Annotated in this window: 15 protein-coding genes; 6 read left to right on the top strand and 9 right to left on the bottom strand. The window is 66.0% G+C overall.

Annotated features, from left to right (window positions below; all coding sequences use genetic code 11):
* Positions 1–139: 139 nt before the first annotated feature.
* Positions 140–1,111, bottom strand: coding sequence for an ABC transporter substrate-binding protein (locus tag IVB31_RS11305; RefSeq protein WP_247321812.1), 972 nt, complete (start codon positions 1,109–1,111; stop codon positions 140–142).
* Between the two features lie 182 nt (positions 1,112–1,293).
* Here IVB31_RS11305 and IVB31_RS11300 point away from each other — a divergent pair, with 182 nt between their 5' ends.
* Positions 1,294–2,538, top strand: a complete 1,245-nt coding sequence (locus IVB31_RS11300) for an amidase (RefSeq protein WP_247321811.1) — start codon at positions 1,294–1,296, stop codon at positions 2,536–2,538.
* Here the strand turns inward: IVB31_RS11300 and IVB31_RS11295 are convergent.
* The 4 genes from IVB31_RS11295 to IVB31_RS11280 all read right to left on the bottom strand — a co-directional run bounded on the left by IVB31_RS11295 (position 2,530) and on the right by IVB31_RS11280 (position 6,827).
* Positions 2,530–3,732: a patatin-like phospholipase family protein gene (locus IVB31_RS11295; RefSeq protein WP_247321810.1), complete on the bottom strand. Its 1,203-nt coding sequence runs from the start codon at positions 3,730–3,732 to the stop codon at positions 2,530–2,532. The two genes, IVB31_RS11300 and IVB31_RS11295, sit on opposite strands and share 9 nt — an antisense overlap.
* A 145-nt stretch (positions 3,733–3,877) precedes the next feature.
* The gene (gene plsY, locus IVB31_RS11290; RefSeq protein ID WP_247321809.1) at positions 3,878–4,474 is read right to left on the bottom strand and encodes a glycerol-3-phosphate 1-O-acyltransferase PlsY; all 597 of its coding nucleotides are present in this window, start codon (positions 4,472–4,474) and stop codon (positions 3,878–3,880) included.
* A 98-nt stretch (positions 4,475–4,572) separates the two neighbouring features.
* Positions 4,573–5,874: a dihydroorotase gene (locus IVB31_RS11285; protein WP_247322122.1), complete on the bottom strand. Its 1,302-nt coding sequence runs from the start codon at positions 5,872–5,874 to the stop codon at positions 4,573–4,575.
* 5 nt (positions 5,875–5,879) lie between these two features.
* The gene (locus tag IVB31_RS11280; protein ID WP_247321808.1) at positions 5,880–6,827 is read right to left on the bottom strand and encodes an aspartate carbamoyltransferase catalytic subunit; all 948 of its coding nucleotides are present in this window, start codon (positions 6,825–6,827) and stop codon (positions 5,880–5,882) included.
* Positions 6,828–6,959: 132 nt separating this feature from the next.
* On the opposite strand from IVB31_RS11280, the gene IVB31_RS11275 reads away from it, so the two are divergent.
* Positions 6,960–7,715, top strand: a complete 756-nt coding sequence (locus IVB31_RS11275) for a M15 family metallopeptidase (protein ID WP_247321806.1) — start codon at positions 6,960–6,962, stop codon at positions 7,713–7,715.
* 38 nt (positions 7,716–7,753) lie between these two features.
* Positions 7,754–8,518 carry a type II CAAX endopeptidase family protein gene (locus IVB31_RS11270; RefSeq protein ID WP_247321804.1) on the top strand — a complete coding sequence of 255 codons (765 nt, stop codon included), beginning with the start codon at positions 7,754–7,756 and terminating at the stop codon, positions 8,516–8,518.
* Here the strand turns inward: IVB31_RS11270 and IVB31_RS11265 are convergent.
* Entirely contained in the window at positions 8,515–9,438 is a 924-nt protein-coding gene (locus tag IVB31_RS11265) for an AEC family transporter (RefSeq protein WP_247321802.1), read from the bottom strand. The genes IVB31_RS11270 and IVB31_RS11265 overlap by 4 nt on opposite strands.
* A 3-nt stretch (positions 9,439–9,441) precedes the next feature.
* Complete coding sequence (gene ruvX / locus IVB31_RS11260) at positions 9,442–9,933, bottom strand: Holliday junction resolvase RuvX (protein WP_247321801.1); 492 nt, start codon at positions 9,931–9,933, stop codon at positions 9,442–9,444.
* Between the two features lie 47 nt (positions 9,934–9,980).
* Between ruvX and IVB31_RS11255 the strand changes: the two genes are divergently transcribed.
* Positions 9,981–10,199, top strand: coding sequence for a hypothetical protein (locus IVB31_RS11255; protein ID WP_247321800.1), 219 nt, complete (start codon positions 9,981–9,983; stop codon positions 10,197–10,199).
* A 50-nt stretch (positions 10,200–10,249) separates the two neighbouring features.
* Here IVB31_RS11255 and IVB31_RS11250 read toward each other — a convergent pair whose 3' ends face one another.
* Positions 10,250–11,185 carry a cyclase family protein gene (locus tag IVB31_RS11250; RefSeq protein ID WP_247321799.1) on the bottom strand — a complete coding sequence of 312 codons (936 nt, stop codon included), beginning with the start codon at positions 11,183–11,185 and terminating at the stop codon, positions 10,250–10,252.
* A gap of 216 nt (positions 11,186–11,401) precedes the next feature.
* On the bottom strand, positions 11,402–12,292 hold the full coding sequence (locus IVB31_RS11245; protein WP_247321797.1) for a LysR family transcriptional regulator: 891 nt from the start codon (positions 12,290–12,292) through the stop codon (positions 11,402–11,404).
* 97 nt (positions 12,293–12,389) lie between these two features.
* Here IVB31_RS11245 and IVB31_RS11240 point away from each other — a divergent pair, with 97 nt between their 5' ends.
* Both IVB31_RS11240 and IVB31_RS11235 read left to right on the top strand, forming a co-directional pair.
* Positions 12,390–13,361 carry a nitronate monooxygenase gene (locus IVB31_RS11240; RefSeq protein WP_247321795.1) on the top strand — a complete coding sequence of 324 codons (972 nt, stop codon included), beginning with the start codon at positions 12,390–12,392 and terminating at the stop codon, positions 13,359–13,361.
* An 18-nt stretch (positions 13,362–13,379) separates the two neighbouring features.
* On the top strand, positions 13,380–14,456 hold the full coding sequence (locus IVB31_RS11235) for a nitronate monooxygenase family protein (protein ID WP_247321793.1): 1,077 nt from the start codon (positions 13,380–13,382) through the stop codon (positions 14,454–14,456).
* Positions 14,457–14,522 lie beyond the last annotated feature (66 nt).

Here is a 14,522-nt window from a genome sequence, read left to right as displayed (position 1 = left end):
GCGCGCCGCTCATTCTTCAAGGCTTCGGCCGGACCGGTCAGACCGGCCGGACAAACCCGGCCTGAAGACCGAGGTCCAAGTCCAGATGACGCTGCTGGGGCATTTACTCAGAAGTCCAATCAGCCCACGGCGCGGGCTCCTATTCGATGACCTCGTCCGCGCGCACCTGCAAGGACTGAGGTACCTCGAAGCCGAGCGCCTTGGCGGTCTTCATGTTGATGACCGTCTTGAACTGCGTCGGCTGCTCGATCGGGATGTCGGCCGGGTTCGCGCCCTTCAAGATCTTGTCGACGAAAACTGCGGCGCGGCGAAACATGGAGGTGAAGTCCACCCCGTACCCGACGAGCGCGCCTCCCCGGGACGCGACGACGGGTGCGGCAATCGAGGGCACACGGCACTTGTCGACGATCGCCGCAACCAACGACGAATTGGTGACGAACGCATTGGCGTCCGTGATCACGAGACCGTCCATGGCCGCGGAGCCGACGCTCGAGAGCGCGTTGTCGAGGTCGCCGGGAATATCGACCTCGATCGGTCGCAGTTCCACCTTCAGCGCAACCGCGGCCTTCGTCAACGCACTCATCGTGCCGTCGTTCAGGGGGTTGCCTCGTTGCAGGAGCACGCCTACGCGGGTCATCGCAGGAGCGATGCTCGCCAGAACCTCTAACCGCTTCGCGGCCAGTTCTGTGAGGAAGAAGGTCTGTCCCGTGATGTTGCCGCCGGGATGAGCCATGCTGGCGGCGACGCCCAGGGTCACCAGATCGGGGCCCACGATGATCACGGTTGGAATCGTGGTCGTTGCACGGCGCGCGGCAAGAACCCCGGGAAATGTGGCTGTCACGAGCACGTCGACGTCGAGGGCGACCAGTTCAGCGGCCAGCGCCGGCAGCCGGGTGTCGTCGCCATCGGCGTCGCGATATTCAACGTGGACGTTCTTGCCCTCGATCCAACCGAGACCGCGAAGCGCCACGAGGAACGCATCGACCTCGGAATTGCGCGGTGGGGGGAGAAAAAGGCCGATCCGCGAGATGCGCTTCTCTTGCTGAGCGCGTGCCGCATTGGCCCACACCAGTGCCCCGCCTGCCAAAGTAATGAATTCGCGTCGTTTCATATGTTTTGATCGCTTAATGGCTATGTTTGATCGCTTATGCTCGGGGCCGGAAAGTCGGCATATTCGACATTGACCCAACCAGGTCAATGACCAGGTTGGGTCAGAAGGCGCAATGCATGAGCCATCCGCTTGCGCGACCTTGCCCCGATGCTAAAAGCGATCCCAATAAGAAGGGTATTGCCATGATCTCACTCGCCGACCTCCAGCGCCGCATCGAAGCGGGGGAGCTTTCGCCAGAGGACGCCATCGCGCAATCGCACGCGGCGATCGAGGCCAAAGAGAAGGACATCCGCGCTTTCGTCCGCCACGACAGATCCGCGAAGGCGCAAGCCTCGGGGCCGTTGCGCGGCATCGCGGTCGGGATCAAGGACATCATCGACACCGCCAATATGCCGACCGAGATGGGCTCCGAAATCTATCGCGGCTGGCAGCCGCGCAGCGACGCGCCTGTGGTGATGATGCTGAAGCGGGCGGGCGCCACCATCATCGGCAAGACCACGACCACGGCGTTCGCCTCGCGCGATCCGACGCCGACGCTCAATCCGCACAATCTCGGCCATACGCCGGGCGGCTCCTCCTCGGGGTCGGCGGCGGCCGTCGGTGCCGGCATGATCCCGCTGGCGCTGGGGACCCAGACCGGCGGCTCGGTGATCCGGCCCGCGGCCTATTGCGGAGCTGCCGCGATCAAGCCGTCGTTCCGGATGCTGCCGACGGTCGGAGTCAAATGCTATTCGTGGGCGCTCGATACGGTCGGCCTGTTCGGCGCCCGCGCGGAGGATCTTGCGCGCGGACTGCTCGCGATGACGGGCCGTGCCGAATTCTCCGGCATCGTCGCGGCGAAGGCGCCGCGCATCGGCGTGGTCAGGCAGGAGTTCGCCGGCACCGTGGAGCCGGCCGCCGAAGACGGGCTGCAAGCGGCGATCAAGGCGGCAACGCGCGCCGGCGCCAGCGTGCAGACCATCGATCTGCCCGAGGCAGTGCAGGAGGCCTGGCGCATCCATCCGGTCATCCAGGATTTTGAAGCACATCGCGCGCTCGCCTGGGAGTTTTCGGAACGTCACGACGAGATCGCGCCGATGCTGCGCGCCAGTCTCGATGCGACGGTGGGGCTGACGCCAAAAGACTATGACGATGCACGCCGGATCAGCCGGCGTGGCCGCCGCGAGCTTGGCGAGCTGTTCGAAGGCGTCGACGTGCTGCTGACCTATTCGGCGCCGGGCACGCCGCCGGCCAAGGAGCTCGCCTCGACCGGCGACCCCCGCTACAACCGGCTCTGGACGCTGATGGGCAATCCTTGCGTCAATGTGCCGGTGCACAAGGTCGGCGGCCTTCCAATCGGCGTGCAGGTGATCGCGCGCTTCGGCAACGATCCCGGCGCACTTGCTGCCGCGTGGTTCCTGGAGAACGCGCTGGCGAAATCAGGCTAGCGCGGACTCCGCGGCAACGACGTGCGGGCGGAATGCAGCCGGTGCTGCGCCATTATCTGCACCTTGCTTCAGCCAGCGCTCGGCGGCCTCGCGACCGCTCCGGTGCAGCGTACGAATGAAGCCGCGGCCGAGATCGGTGGATGAGCGCTGTGCCAGCCCGTCAACGAAGTCTTCCGCGGCGATCCTGGAGAGCCGCAGCGGAGATGCCGCGTGCGCCTGCGTCCATTCGATGGCCGCGATCTCGGCATTGAGGGCGGCATTGGCCGCGATCTGGTCGAGCCGGCGGTCGATCGCGGCGAGCGTGATCGGCACGTAGCTGTCGCGCGCCGGCGTGACCTGGACCAGCAGGACATCGGAGCTCGTCGTATCCTGCGCCAGCCGCAGCAAGGGCGGATTGCCACCAAGGCCGCCGTCCCAATAGGCCTCGCCGTCGATCTCCACGGCGCAGTGAACCAGGGGTGGACAGGTCGAGGCCAGTGCCACGTCGGCGGTGACGGAATCGTTGCGGAAGATCTGCTGCTGGCCGTCGCGAATCCGCGTCGCCGCGATCAGCAGTTTTGGGCACCGCGCGTCGCGCAGGGCCGAAAAGTTGATGTCGCGCGACAACGCCTGCCGCAGCGGATCGAGATCGAACGGATCGAACTGGCCGGAGCGCAGCGTCGGACCAAACGCGACCGAGCTTCCCGCCGGCGAAAAGCCGCCGATCAGCATCAGCGATCGGAACGAGGCCTCGTGCATCAACCGGATCCAGAACCGGTTCAGCCGCGAGCGGGCGCCTTCACGCCCGCCCTCGGCAAAGCCAGAGGCGAGCAGCAGCGCGTTGATGGCGCCGGCACTGGCGCCGCTGATGGTGTCGATCTCGATGGAGGGCTCTTCGAGCAGACGCTCCAGCACGCCCCAGGTGAAGGCGGCAAAGGTGCCGCCGCCCTGGAGCGCCAGCGACAATTTTCGCGGCCGCCATGGCTTGGCGCGCGGCTGCGCGGGCGTAACAGCTGCGGCCGTGATCATTGCCTCGATCAGAGGAGCTTGCGCGATGCGAGCGCGCTGCGGCGCTGGTAGTGAAACGGGAACGGGTTTGGGAGCAGGAGGCGGCGAGGGCGCATTGGACCAGATATCGGTCGTCGAGAGCAGCCGGCTTGCCGCAGTGCCCTGCAAGCCGCAATCGTCATGCGCGCCGACAATCTTCTCGCTCATTCTGAGCAACCGCCTCACGCCATTCCGCTGTCAGGAGACAGGCCTGGAACCCGTTCGACCATACAGCCGTGATTCGGCCGCAAGTTGCGAACAGGATTTGGCATATAATGCGGAGGTGGTGCGGCGGTATCCGTAGATGCCCGGCTCAGGCCTTCTCGCCGATACGGCTTTCTTTTCCTGATTGCAGGCGCTTGATGTTCTCGCGGTGCGCGTAGAACAGCAGGAGGGTCAACACCGCCGATAGCGCAGACAAGGCGAGGTGGCCGAACCACCACAGGAACAGCGGGGTGATGAACGACGCCACCAGCGCCGAGAGGGAGGAGTAGCGGGTGGTGAAGGCGGTCGCCAGCCAGAGCAGGCAAAATACGAGTGCAGCCGGCCAGAACAGGCCGAGCAGGATGCCGATATAGACGGCGACGCCCTTGCCACCTTTGAACTTCAGCCAGACCGGAAAGAGGTGGCCAAGGAACGCGCCGAGCCCGGCGACCATCGCGGCATTGGGCCCTGCGATGTAACCGGAGACCACCACTGCGGCGGTGCCCTTGAGCGCATCGAACAGCAGGGTGCCGGCCGCGAGGCCCTTGCGTCCCGTGCGCAGCACGTTGGTGGCGCCGATACTGCCGGAGCCGATCGAGCGCAGATCCTGCGTGCCCGCGAGCTTCGTCAGGACCAGCCCGAACGGAATCGAGCCGAGCAAATAGCCGATGACGAACGCCACCGGCAGGAACGCTTCAAGTCCCATGGCGGTATCTCCATGTCCGACATAGCCAGCGCCCATGATCAGGTCCCGAAATGTTGTCGCGGCGCGAGACGAGGCCTGCATCGACGGAAAACGGCATCCTAGACATGCTCGTACACCGTCCGTCCGCCGACAATGGTGCGCGCCACGCGGCCTGTAAAGCGGGCCTCGTCGAACGGGGTGTTCTTGCAGGGCGATTTGAGCTCGGCGGGGTCGACGACCCACGGGACATCGGGGTCGATCACGATGACATCCGCGGGGCTGCCTGCGCGCAGAGTCCCACCGGATAGCCCGAGGATCTCCGCCGGTCGGGTCGACATCGCCCGGATCAGCGTCTTCAGGTCCAGCTCGCCATTGTGCACGAGCCGCAAGCCCGCGGGCAGCATGGTCTCGAGCCCGATGGCGCCCGGTGCGGCTTCGGCGAACGGCAGGCGCTTGACCTCGACGTCCTGCGGATTGTGGTCGGACATGATGACGTCGAGGAGGCCGGAGGCGACCGCCGCAACCAGCGCCCGGCGGTCGTCCTCGGTGCGTAGCGGCGGCGACAGCTTCAGGAAGGAACGGTAGGGGCCGATGTCGTTCTCGTTCAGCGCCAGATGATTGATCGAGACCGAGGCGCTGACGGCAAGGCCGGCATCGCGGGCGCGCTTGAGGATGTCGAGGGAGTCGGTGCAGGACAGCGAGGCCGCATGATAGCGCCCGCCGGTCAGCGCGACCAGGCGCATGTCGCGCTCCAGCATCACGGCCTCCGCGGTGTTCGGGATGCCCATGAGGCCGAGCCGGCTCGCGAACTCGCCCTCGTTCATCACGCCTTCGCCGACGAGATCGGGATCTTCCGTGTGATGCACGATCAGCGCGTCGAAATCGCGGGCGTAGGTCAGCGCGCGGCGCATCACTTGGGCGTTGGTGACGCTTCTGTCGCCGTCGCTGAAAGCGACAGCGCCCGCGGCCTTCAACAGGCCGAATTCGGTCATCTCCGCGCCGCGCATGCCCTTGGTCAGCGCGGCCATCGGCAGGATGTTGACGATCGCGGTGTCGCGGGCACGGCGCATCACGAAGTCGACGGTCGCGGAATTGTCGATGACGGGCTCGGTCTCGGGCTGGCAGATGATCGTGGTGACGCCGCCGGTCGCAGCCGCCTGGCTCGCCGAGGCAAAGGTCTCGCGATGGCTGAAGCCGGGCTCGCCGACGAAGGCGCGCATGTCGATCAGGCCGGGCGCCACGATCTTGCCGGAACAGTTGACGACGTCGGTGCCCTCGGGAACGCCGGCAGCGCCAATGCCGCGGCGAGTCTCGCGGATGATGCCGTCGGCGATCAGGACATCGCCGGGGCCGTCGAAATCGCGCGAGGGATCGACGACGCGGGCGTTGGCAAGCAGGATGGGGCGGCGGTCAGTCAGCATCGGCATCACGCGTTCGGCAGGTTGCGGGCGAGCGCTTCGAGCACGGCCATGCGTACGGCCACGCCCATCTCCACCTGCTCGCGGATCAGCGATTGCGCGCCGTCGGCGACCGCGGTGTCGATCTCGACGCCGCGGTTCATCGGGCCGGGATGCATCACCAGCGCATCGGGTTTGGCGTAGGCGAGCTTCTTCTGGTCCAGCCCGAAATAATGGAAATATTCGGAGGTCGACGGCACGAACGAGCCGTTCATGCGCTCGCGCTGGAGCCGCAGCATCATGACGATGTCAGCCCCATTGAGCCCCTCGCGCATGTCACGCGCGACCTCGACGCCCATCCGCTCGATGCCGGGCGGCAGCAGCGTGGAGGGGCCGACGACGCGAACGCGGGCGCCCATGGCGTTGAGCAGGATGATGTTGGAGCGGGCGACGCGCGAGTGCAGCACGTCGCCGCAGATCGCGACCACGAGGCCCTCGATGCGGCCCTTGTTGCGGCGAATGGTCAGCGCATCGAGCAGGGCCTGCGTCGGATGCTCATGCGCGCCGTCGCCGGCATTGATCACGGAACCGTCAACCTTGCGGGCCAGCAGTTCCACCGCGCCGGAGGCGTGATGACGCACCACCAGGATATCCGGGTGCATCGCGTTCAGCGTCATCGCGGTGTCGACCAGTGTCTCGCCCTTTTTGATGGACGAGGAGGACACCGACATGTTCATGACGTCGGCGCCCAGCCGCTTGCCGGCGAGCTCGAACGAGGATTGGGTCCGGGTGGACGCCTCGAAGAAAAGGTTCACCTGCGTCCGTCCACGCAGGACGGTGCGCTTCTTGTCAACCTGGCGGTTGAGCTCGACATATTCTTCGGACAGGTCGAGGAGGCCGGTGATGTCGGCCGCGGAAAGGCCCTCGATGCCCAGCAAATGCCGGTGGCCGAGGACGAAGGTCGATTTCGATGTCATTAAAGCGAGAGCTATAGGCGTGGATGGCTGGGGGGGCAAGGGCCAATGCCGGGGCGGGGAGTTATCCCCTGATCTGTCTTGCCGTCATTCCGGGGCGATGCGAAGCATCGAGCCCGGAACGAGGGAAGTTCAATGCGCTCCGCCAGCCCAATTTTGATTGCACTTTTAACGATCGGGTCAATCTCGTCCGCCCACGCCCAATCGCTTCCCGGCGGTTTCGTCTATCTGCGCGACATCGACCCCACGATCGTTCAGGACATCCGCTATGCGACCTCGAACAATTTCGTCGGCCGTCCGCTCGCCGGCTATGGCGCCGGTGAATGCGTGGTGAAGCGCGAGGTGGGGCTGCGGCTGAAGGCGGTTCAGCAGGAGCTGGCGGCGCAAAACCTGTCGCTCAAGATGTTCGACTGCTACCGGCCGGCGCGGGCCTCGCTCGACATGGTCAGGTGGTCGCAGAACGGCCACGAGACGGCGGCCGAGCGGCGCTACAATCCCAAAATTCCCAAGACGGAGCTGTTCCGCCTCGGCTACATCGCAAGCCGCTCGCAGCATTCGACGGGCGCGGCGCTCGATCTCACTCTGGTCGATCTCAGAGCTGACAATTCGGGCAAGTATGAGCCATCGAAGGCTTACGCCGATTGCACCGCGCCGGTCGAGGCGCGGCTGCCGGAAGGCAGCGTCGACATGGGTACGGGCTATGATTGCACCGACACGAAAGGCCACACCGCGGCATCATCCATCACGGCCGACCAGCGCGCCTGGCGCAGGCGACTGGTGGCTGCGATGGCGAAGCAAGGCTTTGTGAACTATTCGAAGGAGTGGTGGCATTTTTCCCTGCCGGGAGCGGGCGGGGCGGCCTATGATTTCCCGATTCCGCCGCGGCCTTGAATGCCCGACGGTTTCCCGCACCTCACGAAAGCCTCTTGATGGATTCCCTCAATCCCGAACACCCGCCGCTGACCGTGACGCCTGCGACGCCGCGGGTCTGGATGTTCTGGGGCACGGCGCTGTGGGGCATCCTGATCTTCGTCGCGATGTTCGTCGGGCAGATCGGCGCCATACTTCTGTTGGTGGCGTTGCGCGGGCTCCCGCTGGACATGGCCTCGATCCAGCTCGTCGGCCGCGAGCCGCAGGCGCTGGCGCTGTCGGTGATCATGGGTCTGCCCACGACGCTTGCCGCGGTGTGGCTCGCCGTCCGCATCAAGAAGGCATCCTTCGTCGACTATCTCGCGTTGCGCTGGCCGTCGTGGAAGCAGCTCCTGTTCGGCGCCGTCGGCCTCATCCTGCTCGTGCTGGCCTGGGAAACAATCTCGCGGAGCCTCGGTCGCGAGGCGACGCCGGGCTTCATGACCGATCTATTGAAGTCGGGCCGCGACAAGGGCGCCGCGTTCTTGCTGCTGTTCGCCTTCAGCGTGGCGGCGCCGATGTCGGAAGAGGTTCTCGCGCGAGGCTTCCTCTTCCGCGGCTGGTCGGCGAGCTTCCTGCGCGTGCCGGGTGCGATCTTCCTCTCGTCGCTGGTGTGGACGGTCGTGCATCTTCAGTACGACATGTACTTCCTCGCCGAGGTCTTCACCATCGGCGTGTGGTTCGGCTACATGCGCCATCGCGCCAACTCGCTCTGGCTCACGATCGTGCTGCATGCGCTGAACAATCTCACCGCGGTGGTGCTGACGATGTGGCTGGGAAGCTAGGCCACCAGCGTGATCGCGATCGGCATCGTGATTGCCGCCAAGATCGTTTGCAGCGTGATGATCTGCGCCAGCAATGGTGCATCGCCGCCCATCTGGCGGGCCAGCACATAGGCGCTGGTCGAGGTCGGCACCGCGGCGCAGATCGCGACGATCGTGAGGCTGTCGCCGGAGAGCCCGAACCATTTGGCGAGAACGAGCGCGACGACGGGCATCAGCACCAGCTTGAACACCACACCAACAGCGGCGCCCACGCTTGGACGGAGCAGGCCCTTGAGCTGCAAGCCGGCGCCGGTGACGAGCAGGCCGATCGCGAGCGAGGAGCGGCCGAGCGCATCGGCCACCTCATGCCAGATTTTTGGCAGCGGCAGGTGGACGACGTTGATGACGAGGCCGATCACGCAGGCCCAGATCAGGGGGTTACGGATCACCGTCATGACGATCGCGCGCGCGGACTGCTTTTCCGGCGCGGCGTAGTGCGCGAGCACGGCGACGCTGAGCACGTTGACCAGCGGAATGATCGCCACCATCGCGACCGAGGCGAGCGCCAGCCCGACTTCGCCGAACATGTTGGCGGACACCGACAGCCCCACATAGGTCTGCCAGCGGATCGCGCCCTGGAAGATCGAGGAGAAGGCGGGACCGTCGATGTCGAGCCGCGCCAGCGCCGGGCGCAGCGCAAGGCACAGCAGCGACATCGCGAGCGCCGAGAGCAGCAGCGCGCCGCCGACGCCCGCGACCGGCACCCTGGACAGGTCCGCCTTCACCAGCGTCTGGATCAGAAGCATCGGGAACAGCACGAAATAGGTCAGCCGCTCCAGCCCGTGCCATTGGCTGTCGAGCCGCATCAGGCTGCGCTTCAGCACCACGCCGAGCACGATGAGAATGAAGACCGGCAGCAGTGCCGCGATCACGACGGCCATGGATCAGCCTGTCCCCGGGGCTGCCCGAAGATTGGCGAGACGGTCGAGCGCGCCCTGCAGGATGAAGATCGCGGCGTGCTCGTCGATCACTTCGGCGCGCTTGGCGCGGCTGACGTCCATGCCGATCAGCTCGCGCTCGACCGCCGCGGTCGAGAGGCGTTCGTCCCAGAGGCCGATCGGCAGCGCTGTCAGCCCGGCGAGGTTACGGGCGAAGGCGCGGGTCGATTGCGCGCGCGGACCCTCGCTGCCGTCCATGTTGATGGGCAGGCCGAGCACGAAGCCGACCGCCTTGCGCTCGGCCGCGATCGCGAGCAAGCGCGCCGCGTCCTGCTTGAACGCCTTGCGCTGGATGGTCTCGACACCGGTCGCGAGCCGCCGGTCCGGATTGGAGACGGCAACGCCGATGGTTTTTGTGCCGAGATCAAGGCCGACCAACCCGCCGCGCTCGGGCCAGTGGGTTGCAGCATCGACGAGAGGCAGGATAAGAGCCGGCATGGGACTAGCGCATATCACGCGTCGCGCTGCGGAGTGAACCCGGAACAATGGATGCGCTGACATTATTCGGCCTGTTTGCCGTCACCGCGATGCTGGTCTGCTATGCCTTCGAGGATCGCAGCCCTTGGTTCGTGGTGCTGTTCGCCATGTCCTGCGCGCTCGGCTCGGCCTACGGTTTTCTGCAAGGCGCCTGGCCGTTCGGTGTGGTCGAGGCGATCTGGGCTTTGGTTGCGTTGCGGCGCTGGCATCTCAGGCCGGAGAGATAGGCCGGGCGAGGGCGTCTGCGTACAGCAGGCGATCCTCGCCCGGTATCAGATCAGCGGATCGCGATCGGGTTGATCATCGCCTGCACGCCGCCGGTCCAGCGCGGCTGCCCCAGTACGAACAGGAATTCATAGCCCTTGTCCCTGGCGAGCGCGGCCGTGTCCATGTTCTCGAGGATGTAGGTCCCGTTCATGGCGAGCAGGATCTGGTGAACCTCGAAGATGTTCTTGGACTCGAACGGCAGCACCTCGAGCGCCCAGGTGTCGGCGCCGATCGCGACGACGCCCTTGCTCGTCAGGTATTTTGCGCCTTCGACGCCGAGACCGGGCTCGCCCGCCGAATAGCGCTTGTCGTCCTTGCCGATCAGGCTGAGCCAGCCGGTGTGGAAGATGACGACGTCGCCCTGGCGGATCTCGACGCCCTGCGCCTTGGCGACGTCGTCGATCTCCTTGACGTTGAAGGCGGTGCCTTCCTTCACGATGTCCGTCTTGTAATAGGCCGCCATGTCGAGCAGCACGCCGCGGGTGACGATCGGCGGCACCTTTTCGATGCCGAGCTTCTTCAGCCCGTTCGGATCGGCGAAGTCGGCGAGCTTGTTGCCGTTGTAATAGACGTGCTCGACGCCGAGATGGCCGAGCCCGTCGATCTGGCTACCGATGCCGACCCAGGTGTCCAGGATGTCGTCGTTATAGGTCGCCTTGTTCGGTCCGAGGCCGGGGATGCCGGCCTGTCCGGGTTGCACGATGGTGAGCTTGAACGCGCGCGGCGGATAGGCGGGCGTCTGCGGCGAGACGGGAATGCCGAGGGCATAGGTCTTTCCGGTCTTCACCAGCGAGGCGGCTTTCAGCACGAGCTCGGGCGTCATGTAGTTGGCGGCCCCGATCTCGTCGTTCGGCCCCCATTTCGATTTGGTCCAGTCCTGTGCGCTTGCAGTTCCTGATATCGCCGACAATGCAGCGACGCAGCACAACACGAGCGTATTGCGCATCGATAGTCCTCCCGATGTTTTTGCCGATGTTTTGGCTTCGTTATGTTTCGCGCTGGCCAGTCGCTCATCCTAACGTAGAAAAGTCGCAGGCTTCAAAACTTTTCGAGATGCGATGCTGCGGCGGCTGAACGCAGCATTCGCTACGCGCGGCGTCGATCGAAACAAGTACGACAGTTTTGTGACAGTGAATTTCGCGCGGTGGAACGCGCGCGAAGGTCAGGCCGCGATGACGTCGTCGTCTTTCTTGAGGCAGGCGGCAAAACCGTTCAGCGCGCTGGTTTGATGCCCGGCGCAACGCTGGATGAAGAGGGTCTCGACGCGCGCATGCGAGGCGCCGAGCGCGTGGATCGTCACGCTGCCGTTTATCGCGCTGCGTTCGACGACGGCGCGCGGCAGCAGCGTCACGCCCATGTCGGCGGCGACACAACCGATCATGCCGTCGAGCGTGCCGAGCTCGAAGCGTGCGGCCGACGGCCAGCCGAACTCGACGAAAACCTGTTCGAGACGCTGGCGGTAGGTGCAGCCGGTGCGGAACACCAGCGCGGTCGGGCCCGACTCCGGCGTGCCGGCGCGCAGCTCGGCCAGCGAGCTCCAGCGCCGCGCGCTGACCAGCACGAGTTCCTCACGAAACGCACTTGTCACGGAGAGGTCGGCATGCGCGATCGGACCTGCGACGAAGGCGCCGTCCAGCGTGCCGTCGAGCACGCAAGCGACAAGGTCGGCCGTGGGCGCCGTGCGCAGGCTGAGCCGCACGGCGGGAAAGCGGCGGTGGAAATCGGCCAGCAGTGGCGGAAGCCGTACCGCTGCGGTGGTTTCCATCGAGCCGATCGCGAGCGGTCCCTTCGGCTCGCCATCGTCGCGGGCGGCAAGCATGGCCTCGCGCGATAATGCGGCCATCCGTTGCGCGTAAGGCAAAAGGCGCTTGCCGGCGCCGGTGAGCGTCATGCCGCGGCTGTGACGTTCGAACAGCGGCGTGCCGATCTCTGCTTCCAGCGTCTTCACGCGCTGGGTGACATTGGACTGCACGGTGTTCAGCTCTTCTGCGGCACGGGTGATGCCGCCGGTGCGGGCGACGGCGGCGAAGGTCTGGATATCGCTGAGTTCCATGGCGTCGTTTCGCTTTCGAGATGGCAGCGTTCGCAACAATTCATTTTTCGAGAATGCTAGTCGCGCCTAGGCTCGCTGTCCAGGTCGGAGAGAAGCCATGCCGATTGCGACGTCGCTGACCACGCTGCTGGAGATCAAGCATCCCATTCTGTTGGCGCCGATGGATATCGTCGCCGGCAGCCGTCTGGTGACGGCCGTCAGCCGCGCCGGCGGCTTCGGCATTTTGGGCGGCGGCTATGGCGAGAGGGCCTGGCTGGAGCGGGAGGCCGCGAAGCTCGCAGGCCTTTCGGCGCCGTTCGGGATCGGCTTCATCACCTGGAGCCTGGCCAAGCGGCCCGAGCTTCTCGATATTGCGCTCGCCACAAAACCGTCCGCGATCATGTTGTCATTCGGCGATCCCGCGCCGTTCGCGCCGAGCATCAAGTCTGCCGGGGCGCGCCTGATCTGCCAGGTGCAGGATGAATCCATGGCGCGGCAGGCGCTCGAAGCCGGTGCTGACATCCTGGTCGCGCAGGGGACGGAGGCGGGCGGTCACGGTGCCTCCCGCACCACCCTCGATCTCGTGCCCGCGGTGGTCGATCTCGCGGCGGGCCGTGTGCCGGTGGTCGCGGCCGGCGGCATCGCAGACGGGCGCGGGCTCGCCGCCATGATGATGCTCGGCGCGAGCGGGGTGCTGCTCGGCACGCGATTTTTTGCGAGCGCGGAGGCCGACGGCGCCGATGAGGCGAAGCGGCGCATCGGCGCGGCAAGCAGCGGTTCCACCGTACGCGGCATCATCTTCGACCTCTCGCGCAACAATGTCTGGCCGGCGCCGTTCACCGGCCGCTGTCTGATCAACGACCACGCCAGGCGCTGGATCGGCCGCGAGGTCGAGATGATGCAGAATATCGCCGCGGTCGCGACAGACTATGCGGCGGCGAAGGCGGCCGGCAATTTCGACGTCGCCGCCGTGATCGCGGGCGAGGCCGTCGGCCTGATCCATGATATTCCACCCGCCGCCGAGATCGTCGAGCGGATCGTGACCGAGGCGGAGCAGATGCTCGCCGGCCGACGCAACTCCATCGCCTGAAGACAAGAGGGAACAACCATGTGGCCTGACCGTCGACTGATCGACCTCTTCAAGACCGAATTCCCGATCGTGCTGGCGCCGATGGCCGGTGTAATGGATGCGGAGCTGGTGATCGCGGCGGCGCAAGGCGGGGCGCTGGGGTCGCTGCCATGCGCGATGCTGTCAGCGGAGAAGATCCGCGAGCAGGTCGGCATCATTCGCAAGGGCGTCACCGCGCCGGTCAATCTCAACTTCTTCTGCCACACGCCGGTCGAGTTCACGGCCGAGGCGGAGGCGCGCTGGAAGCAGCGTCTCGCGGGCTATTACGGGGAGCATGGCCTCGATCCGGCCGCACCGGTCAATGCTGCCAACAGGGCGCCGTTCGATGCGGCGGCATGCGCCGTCGTGGAAGAGGTTAAGCCGGAAGTCGTCAGCTTCCATTTCGGCCTGCCGGAGCAAGGGTTGCTCGCGCGCGTCAGGGCGGCGGGCTGCCTCGTGATTGCCTCGGCGACCACCGTCAAGGAAGCGGTCTGGCTGGAGCAGCACGGCGTCGATGCGGTGATCGCGCAAGGCGCGGAGGCCGGCGGCCATCGCGGAATGTTCCTGACGGAGAAGATCAGCGAGCAGCCCGGCAATCTTGCGCTGGTGCCCCAGATCGTCGATGCCGTGAAGGTGCCGGTCATTGCAGCCGGCGGCATCGCCGACGGCCGCGCCATTGCGGCGGCTTTCGCGCTCGGCGCCTCCGGTGTGCAGATCGGCAGCGCTTACCTGCGCTGTCCGGAATCCAAGGTGACCGCGGCGGGGCGCGCCGCGCTGGCCGAGGGACGCGATGATTCCACCGTCATCACCAATGTCATGACCGGACGGCCGGCGCGGGGCGTCCAGAACCGCCTGATGCGCGAAGCCGGCCCGATCTCGCCGGATGCGCCGCCATTTCCCCATGCCGCCACGGCGCTGGCGCCCCTGAAGGTGGCCGCGGAGAAGCAAGGCCGTGCGGACTTCACCAATCTGTGGGCCGGGCAGGCGATTGCCTTGGGCCGGGAGCTTCCCGCGGCTGAATTGACCCGGGATCTCGCCAAATCCGCGTTGGCCCGCATGAAAGCGCTGGCCGGCTAGGCTAGCCGCCCCGGTTGCGGCGCAAAACCGGCCTCTGCTATACGGCACATAGGTTTTTGCCGTGAG

The sequence above is a fragment of the Bradyrhizobium sp. 21 genome (genome assembly GCF_023073335.1).
Classification (GTDB): Bacteria; Pseudomonadota; Alphaproteobacteria; order Rhizobiales; family Xanthobacteraceae; genus Bradyrhizobium.
Note: the sequence above shows the minus strand (reverse complement) of the source record. Positions and strands in the feature narration are given on the sequence as shown.

What these genes read in the sequence shown, in the direction of transcription:
- IVB31_RS11305 (WP_247321812.1), bottom strand. Translation starts at nt 1,111, where the DNA reads ATGAAACGACGCGAATTCATTACTTTGGCAGGCGGGGCACTGGTGTGG.
- IVB31_RS11300 (WP_247321811.1), top strand. Translation starts at nt 1,294, where the DNA reads ATGATCTCACTCGCCGACCTCCAGCGCCGCATCGAAGCGGGGGAGCTT.
- IVB31_RS11295 (WP_247321810.1), bottom strand. Translation starts at nt 3,732, where the DNA reads ATGAGCGAGAAGATTGTCGGCGCGCATGACGATTGCGGCTTGCAGGGC.
- plsY (WP_247321809.1), bottom strand. Translation starts at nt 4,474, where the DNA reads ATGGGACTTGAAGCGTTCCTGCCGGTGGCGTTCGTCATCGGCTATTTG.
- IVB31_RS11285 (WP_247322122.1), bottom strand. Translation starts at nt 5,874, where the DNA reads ATGCTGACTGACCGCCGCCCCATCCTGCTTGCCAACGCCCGCGTCGTC.
- IVB31_RS11280 (WP_247321808.1), bottom strand. Translation starts at nt 6,827, where the DNA reads ATGACATCGAAATCGACCTTCGTCCTCGGCCACCGGCATTTGCTGGGC.
- IVB31_RS11275 (WP_247321806.1), top strand. Translation starts at nt 6,960, where the DNA reads ATGCGCTCCGCCAGCCCAATTTTGATTGCACTTTTAACGATCGGGTCA.
- IVB31_RS11270 (WP_247321804.1), top strand. Translation starts at nt 7,754, where the DNA reads ATGGATTCCCTCAATCCCGAACACCCGCCGCTGACCGTGACGCCTGCG.
- IVB31_RS11265 (WP_247321802.1), bottom strand. Translation starts at nt 9,438, where the DNA reads ATGGCCGTCGTGATCGCGGCACTGCTGCCGGTCTTCATTCTCATCGTG.
- ruvX (WP_247321801.1), bottom strand. Translation starts at nt 9,933, where the DNA reads ATGCCGGCTCTTATCCTGCCTCTCGTCGATGCTGCAACCCACTGGCCC.
- IVB31_RS11255 (WP_247321800.1), top strand. Translation starts at nt 9,981, where the DNA reads ATGGATGCGCTGACATTATTCGGCCTGTTTGCCGTCACCGCGATGCTG.
- IVB31_RS11250 (WP_247321799.1), bottom strand. Translation starts at nt 11,185, where the DNA reads ATGCGCAATACGCTCGTGTTGTGCTGCGTCGCTGCATTGTCGGCGATA.
- IVB31_RS11245 (WP_247321797.1), bottom strand. Translation starts at nt 12,292, where the DNA reads ATGGAACTCAGCGATATCCAGACCTTCGCCGCCGTCGCCCGCACCGGC.
- IVB31_RS11240 (WP_247321795.1), top strand. Translation starts at nt 12,390, where the DNA reads ATGCCGATTGCGACGTCGCTGACCACGCTGCTGGAGATCAAGCATCCC.
- IVB31_RS11235 (WP_247321793.1), top strand. Translation starts at nt 13,380, where the DNA reads ATGTGGCCTGACCGTCGACTGATCGACCTCTTCAAGACCGAATTCCCG.